This is a genomic window from Mesorhizobium sp. M8A.F.Ca.ET.021.01.1.1 (assembly GCF_003998025.1).
Classification (GTDB): domain Bacteria; phylum Pseudomonadota; class Alphaproteobacteria; order Rhizobiales; family Rhizobiaceae; genus Mesorhizobium.
In genome coordinates, this window is record NZ_RZSJ01000334.1 from 1 (window position 1) to 6,617 (window position 6,617).

6 protein-coding genes and 1 riboswitch are annotated in these 6,617 nt (G+C 65.4%); of the genes, 2 read left to right on the plus strand and 4 right to left on the minus strand.

Annotated features, from left to right (window positions below; translation table 11 throughout):
- From EOA36_RS22830 to thiB, 4 genes are all read right to left on the minus strand, one after another.
- Nucleotides 1-1,313: M48 family metalloprotease (locus EOA36_RS22830; RefSeq protein ID WP_127279529.1), on the minus strand; the 1,313-nt coding region annotated here is incomplete at its 3' end.
- A gap of 232 nt (nt 1,314-1,545) precedes the next feature.
- Nucleotides 1,546-2,322 (minus strand): thiamine ABC transporter ATP-binding protein, encoded by a 777-nt coding sequence (thiQ, locus tag EOA36_RS22835; protein WP_127279530.1) that lies wholly within the window; start codon nt 2,320-2,322, stop codon nt 1,546-1,548.
- Complete coding sequence (thiP, locus tag EOA36_RS22840) at nt 2,315-3,934, minus strand: thiamine/thiamine pyrophosphate ABC transporter permease (RefSeq protein ID WP_127279531.1); 1,620 nt, start codon at nt 3,932-3,934, stop codon at nt 2,315-2,317. Before thiP ends, thiQ begins: the two co-directional genes overlap by 8 nt.
- Nucleotides 3,935-4,158: 224 nt before the next feature.
- Nucleotides 4,159-5,157: a thiamine ABC transporter substrate binding subunit gene (gene thiB, locus EOA36_RS22850; protein WP_127279532.1), complete on the minus strand. Its 999-nt coding sequence runs from the start codon at nt 5,155-5,157 to the stop codon at nt 4,159-4,161.
- Between the two features lie 43 nt (nt 5,158-5,200).
- Nucleotides 5,201-5,315: riboswitch (TPP riboswitch) on the minus strand.
- Nucleotides 5,316-5,401: 86 nt separating this feature from the next.
- Between thiB and EOA36_RS22855 the strand changes: the two genes are divergently transcribed.
- Complete coding sequence (locus tag EOA36_RS22855) at nt 5,402-6,046, plus strand: thiamine diphosphokinase (RefSeq protein WP_127279533.1); 645 nt, start codon at nt 5,402-5,404, stop codon at nt 6,044-6,046.
- Nucleotide 6,047: 1 nt separating this feature from the next.
- On the plus strand, nt 6,048-6,617 hold a 570-nt coding region (locus EOA36_RS22860; protein ID WP_145969262.1), incomplete at its 3' end, for an ATP-binding cassette domain-containing protein.

A 6,617-nucleotide genomic window follows, 5' to 3' on the forward strand; every position in this document is an offset into this window, starting at 1 on the left:
CGGATATGCAGTGGCTTCAGGGCCGCCTTTTCGGCGGGACTGAGAATGCGGAAGGAGCCGCTGACCGAGCGCGCCACCGTTTCCAGCGAGGTGCTGGCCGAGGGCGCCGCGGTCAGCAATCGGTAAACCTGGCCGCCGGCGCGGATCACCGCGATATCGAACTGCCAGCCTTCGGCGCCGGCATGCGCGGTCGCCGCCTCATTGCCGTTGATGGTTTCCTGCTTGACAGTGCTGTCGTCGAGGCCAGCCACCCAGCCGCTTCTGATATAGTCGGTCAAGGCGCGGTTCTTGTCGATCGAAACGCCGTCGAAGCGGATTGCTATGTCGCCAGGACCGGTCGCCGTCACCGCTGCCGCCGAATTGTCGATGATGAAACCGTCCGGCACCGTGAACGACACGCCGAGGCCCGGATGCAGGAAGGTCTCGCCGCGCACATAGCCTTCTTCCGGCGTGTCGCCGTAGAGTAGGCCGTCTATGCCGGCGAGGAAGGAATCACGGTCGCGCGTGCCGAAGCCTGGCGCGCCGAACTGGCGGGCGTGGCGCTGTGCCAGATCGATGCGCTGCGGCGTGTTGGGGTGCGTCGCAAGGAAGTCGAGGCTGGCGTCCGTGGCGCCGCTGATCGAGCGGAAATCGGTGTAGGCCGACATCGACTGCAGGAAGCGGCCGGCGGCATAGGGATCGTAGCCGGCTTCGCCGATCGACTTGATGCCGATGGCGTCCGCCTCCAGTTCCTGGTTGCGCGAGAACTGCGCCAGCCTGAGCTTGCCGCGGATCAGTGCTGCCTTGGCGGTCGGGCTGTCGCCGAGCACATCCGAGACGACCTTGGTCGCCAGGCCCTCCTCGGCCTCCAACTGCTGGCGCTGCAGGCCATGATTGGCGGTGACGTGTCCCATTTCATGCGCGATGACAGCGGCGAGCTCGGACGAATCATTGGCCAGCGCCAGGAGGCCGCGCGTTATGTAGAGATAGCCGCCCGGCAGTGCGAAGGCGTTGACGTTGGGCGAATTGAGGATGGTGATGCGATAGGTCTGGGTCGGGTTGGCCGATACCACGGTCAAATTGCCGACCACCTTGGCGACCATGCGCTCGAGCTTGGGATCGGAATATTCGCCACCATAGGTCGCCAGGATGCGCGGATGCTGCGCCTTGGCGAGTTCGGCAAGCTTGTTGTTGGCGGCGACATTGTCCACCGTGATCGGCTTGTCGGATGGCTGGAAGCCGGATTCCTGGACCTCCGGAGGCGTGAACATCTGGCAGCTCGCCAGCGCCACGGCAAAGCCAGCCAGCGCCAAGAAGCGCGCCAGCGGGTTCATTCGTAGCCTGTCAACGCCGATCGCCAGAATGGCTTCCTTTCAGGTCCTTGCGCATGATCATGCAATGCGCAAAACAAACTGCTACAGCGTCCGTCACGCGCCCCTCGGGCCGGGCAGCAGATGCTGTAGGCAAATCACGGCCAGTGCCGGACCGGTATCGAGCGGACCTAGCCACACTACTCCAGTCATGGCAAGCAAGCGCCACATCGCCTCGGGCCGGTTTGAGCGTAAATTATGTCCGCTTCCGGGCAATATCTCGTGATAAGGCATCCCCGGCACCCGCACCGATATAGCGCCGGAACGCCTCCGGACCAGCCCCGGCAAAGAAATCGTCCGCCGTGCCTGTGGCGGCGACGGCGCCATTGTCCAGAAACACCACCTTCTGGCCGATGCGGCGGGCATCCTGCGGCTGGTGCGTGACGAACAGCACCGTCATGCCACGCTCGGCATGAAGGCCAGCAACCAGGTCGAGCATGTCGTCGCGCAAGGCGGGCCCAAGCGAGGCGAAGGGTTCGTCGAGCAGCAGCACCGGGCGGTCACGCACCAGCACGCGAGCCAGGGCGACGCGCTGGCGCTCACCGCCCGAAAGTTCGCGCGGCAGCCGCTTCTCCTTGCCGGCAAGACCGGTGCGCGCAAGGGCGCCCGCGATATCGGCGTGGTCGGTATCGGTCAGCCGCAACGATGGCGAACGGCCGAGCCCGACATTCTGCTCGACGGAAAGATGCGCGAAAAGATTGTTCTCCTGAAACACCATCGACCCCGGACGCACGGCCGGCGGCTCACCACTGACATCGCCCCCGCCGATCAGCACGCGGCCGGATCTCGGCATCTCGAATCCGGCCACCAGATTGAGCAGCGTCGACTTTCCCGAACCGCTTGGCCCCATGATGGCAGTGATTTGCGTCGCGGTGAACTCGACATCGAAAGCGAACAATGCCTCGCCATAACTGAACGAGACCTTGTCCAGCCGCACCGGAACCCCTTTGGCGTTAGCCGCACCGTCAGACATCGCGGGCCATCCCCTTTCCCAGCCGGTCCGCTGCCAGCACCAGTACCAGGCAGACAAGGCCCAGCAACAACGCCAGGCCGGCGGCGTCCTGGGTGCGGTAGCTGCCCATGCGCGCCAGGAGAAGGTAGGGCAAGGTCTGTACGGAATCACTGCCGAACAGGGCGATGACGCCGAGATCGCCAAGCGACAGCGCCATGGCGAACGCGAAGGCGGTGGCGAGCGGCCGCCGCAGCGACGGCCAGTCGACCAGCTTCAGCCTTGCCCAGCCGGAAATGCCGAGCTGTGCGCAGAGCCGTTCGTGGCGCTCGCTTGCCGCATCATAGGCGGGGCGGATGGCGCGCAGCGCGAAAGGCATCGCCATGACAGCGTTGACGGTGACGACCATGAGCGGGGCGATGGCAAAGACGTCGCCGACGTGGCGCAACAGAAGGAACCAACCGGCGCCGACGACGATCGGCGGCACGACCAGCACAAAGCCGGCGCGGGTATCGGTGGCGTGTTCGAGCAGTGTCATTGGGCCGGAGCGGCGGTTCGATGCCAGCGCCCGCCGCGCCATTGTCAATGCCAACGAGAGCATCACCGAAAGCAGCGCCGAAAGGAAGCCGAGCACGGCGCTGGTGAGTGTCGCCTGCCGGACAGCGGTCTCGCCGGCCAGCCGGTCGAGATCGGCGCTCAATCCGGCGATCACGGTCGCCGCCATCGGTCCCGCGACGACCAGCAGCGCCAATCCGATGAGCAAGGCATTCAGTGTGGCTTCGGTGCCGTTGACGGAGAGATAGCGGCGCGGCGCGACCGGCAGGTTGGTGTCGCCGACGACATTGGCGCCGAGCCGCGTCAGCGCCAGCACCACGATGAAGGTCAAGGCGATCTGCAGCAATGTCAGCGCGACAGCCCTCGCGGGATCGAAATCGAAGCGCAAGGCCTGATAGATGCCGACTTCGAGCGTCGTCGCGGCCGGCCCGCCGCCAAGCGTCAGCACGATGGTGAAGGATGTGATGCAGAGCATGAAGACGAGCCCGGCGACGCCGGGCATGGCGGCGCGCAGTGTTGGCCATTCGATCAACCGGAACGCCGGCCGCGCCGCCATGCCGAGCTGGCTCGCCAGCCGCCACTGGTCGGAGGGGATGGTCTGCAGCGCCTCGAGGAACAGGCGGGTGGCCAGCGGCAGGGTGAAGAAGACATGGGCGACGAGAATGCCGGAGAGGCCGTAGATGCCCGGCCAGCCCTGGCCGCCAACCCAGTTGAACAGGCCGGCGAAATAGCCGGCACGGCCATAAAGCGCCAGAATGCCGAGCGCCGCGACGATCGCCGGCAGCGCCAACGGCACGGCGAAGAGCTGCAGAATGAAGGCGCGGCCGAAGAACCGTGGATGCCGCGACAGCGCCCGCGCCACGAACAGGGCCGGCCCGACGGAGAGCAGCGTTGACAGGGCCGCCTGCCAGAGTGTGAAGCGCACGACGCGCAACAGATAAGGGTCGAAGGCCACCCAGGCGCCGGAGAGATCGTGTGCGCCTTCGACAAGCAGCCCGGCAAACGCGCCGCCGATCAAGAGCGCGATCGCCGCCAGCGCTACGCTGCCGGCGGTAATGCGGGGATCAGACGCGGGTTGCACGAAAGGCCTTTAACGTGCGTCGCGTTCCTTCGCGCCCCCCTCTGTCCTGCCGGACATCTCCCCCACGAGGGGGGAGATTAGCAGCTCCGGCGCCCAGCTCATTCCTGCAATGTTGGCGATTGGCGAAATCGCCGATGACAGCCAATCTCCCCCCAAGCGGGGGAGATGTCCGGCAGGACAGAGGGGGGCGCCGTAAAGCATTCATCTTCGGATCATACAGCCAACTACTTGCTCATCACCGCCAGCCATTCATCCACCCAGGTCTTGCGGTTGGCCGCGACCTCCTCCGGACTGAACAGCAGGGTCTTGGTCGGCTTGACCAGTTTGTCGAAGGCCGGGTTGAGCGGCTTGTCGGTCTTGCCGGCCGGGAACATCCAGTTGGTCTCGGGGATGGCGTCCTGGAATTTCGGTCCGGTCATGAAGGCCATGAATTTTTCCGCCAGCGGGTTCTTGGCTCCGGTCGTGGTGATGCCGGCGACCTCGATCTGCAGATACTCGCCCTCTTCGAAAGACGCCGCCTGGTAACGCTCGGTGTTCTCGGCGACCATGTGGTAGGCCGGGGAGGTGGTGTAGGAAAGCACCATCGGCGCCTCGCCCTTGGTGAACAGGCCATAGGCCTCGCTCCAGCCCGGCGTCACGGTCAGCACCTTGGTCTTGAGCTTGGCCCAGGCCTCCGGCGCCTTATCGCCATAGACCGACTTCACCCAGAGCAGCAGGCCGAGACCGGGCGTCGAGGTGCGCGGGTCCTGGATGACGATCTTGTCGTCGGCGCTGCCCTCGACCAGCTCCTTCAAGCTTTTCGGCGGCGACTTCAGCTTTTGCGTATCGTAGACGACGGCGAAATAGCCGTAGTCGAAGGGAACAAAAGTATCGTCGCTCCAGCCGCCCGGCACGTTGACATCGCTCACCGCGCCATGCGGCGCGAACAGGCCGGAGGCCTTGGCATCGGCGGTGAGATTGGTGTCGAGGCCGAGCACGATGTCGGCCTTGGTCGAAGCGCCTTCCAGCTTGACGCGGTTGAGCAGCGCCACGCCGTCGGCGACCGAGACGAACTCGACATCGCAGCCGCATTCGGCCTCGAATTCCTTCTTCACCACGGGGCCTGGACCCCAGTCGGCGGTGAAGCTCTCATAGGTGTAGACCGTGAGCTTGTCCTTGGCCAAGGCCGGCCCGGACAGCGTCACCGCCGTGGCTGCGATGAGAGAATATAAAAACGTGCGCATCGGCGCCTCCTTCGTTTGCGTTGAAAGGAATTGAGGCGTCGGACTGTCCGAAACGTCTAATCCCTCCGCCGGTACAAACCGGATCAGGTTCAGCGGGTTGGCGAGACTGCCTCTCAGCCGGCCCGCGAAATTCGCGTCCGGCACCCCGTTAGAGCGTTTCGACACATAGGCCCGGCGGGTGGGACACGCAAGTGGGAGTTTGCCGCCTTCCGTTTCCCGTGCCGGGCTGGTAAGGCGACGGGATATGAGCACATTCACCATCCTGCTTGGCGGCGATCTCCTCCGCACGCCCCGGCTCGACCGCCAGGTCGAAGGCTCGCGCGTGATCGCCGCCGACGCCGGCATCGGTCATGCGCGGATGCTGGGCCTCGTGCCGGAATTGTGGGTCGGTGATTTCGATTCGGTTCCGGCCGATCTGCCCGCCCATCTCGCCGCCGTGCCCCAGCAAACCTTCCCGACGGAAAAGGACAAGACCGACGGCGAACTGGCAATCGCGGCCGCACTGGAGCGTGGAGCGACCCGCCTTGTGCTGGCGGGCGCCTTCGGCGGCAAGCGCGCCGATCACGCCTTTCTGCATCTGGCGCTTGGCCTGCGGCTGGCCGAGGCCGGAACGGATGTGCTTTTGACCAGCGGCGCCCAGGAGGGTGTCCCCTTGCTCAACGGCAGGGCCAGCTTCGATTATGCCGACGGCACGCTATTTTCTATTCTCGGCTTTTCCGAACTCTCCGGCCTGACCGTCACCGGCGCCAAATGGCCGCTCGACAAGGTCGAGGTGGCTTTCGGATCGTCGCTGACCATTTCCAACGAGGTCAAGGGCCGCCTCGACATCGCGCTCGGCCACGGCCGCGCGCTGCTGCTTGCCCATCCCTATCCATTGCCCGAAAGCTGACATGGCCCCGCCCCTTCTCAATCTCGACGGGATAAGACTGACTTTTGGCGGCACGCCGCTGCTCGATGGCGCCGCCCTGACCGCGTCGGCCGGCGACAAGATCGCGCTGGTCGGCCGCAACGGGTCCGGCAAGTCGACGCTGCTCAAGATCGCCGCCGGCCTGATCGAACCGCAGGACGGCGAGGTGTTCCGCCAGCCTTCGGCAACGGTGCGTTACCTGCCCCAGATGCCCGACATGGACGGCTTTGCCAATGTGCGGGCCTATGTCGAGGCCGGACTCGGCCCGGCCGACGATCCCTACCGCGCCAGCTATCTGATGGAGCATCTCGGCCTGTCAGGCGAGGAGCGGCCGGCAGACCTGTCCGGCGGCGAGGCCAGGCGCGCCGCCCTTGCCCGCGTCATGGCGCCGGAGCCCGACATCCTGCTTCTTGATGAGCCGACTAACCATCTTGATCTGTCGGTGATCGAATGGCTGGAAGAGGAACTCGTCCGGACTTCCTCGGCGCTCATCGTGATCTCGCACGACCGCCGCTTCCTCGAGCGTGTGTCGCGTGCCACCGTCTGGCTCGAC

Bases quoted from the DNA above. Each gene is read 5' to 3' on its own strand.
- thiQ (WP_127279530.1), bottom strand. From the start codon at position 2,322: ATGTCTGACGGTGCGGCTAACGCCAAAGGGGTTCCGGTGCGGCTGGAC.
- thiB (WP_127279532.1), bottom strand. From the start codon at position 5,157: ATGCGCACGTTTTTATATTCTCTCATCGCAGCCACGGCGGTGACGCTG.
- EOA36_RS22855 (WP_127279533.1), top strand. From the start codon at position 5,402: ATGAGCACATTCACCATCCTGCTTGGCGGCGATCTCCTCCGCACGCCC.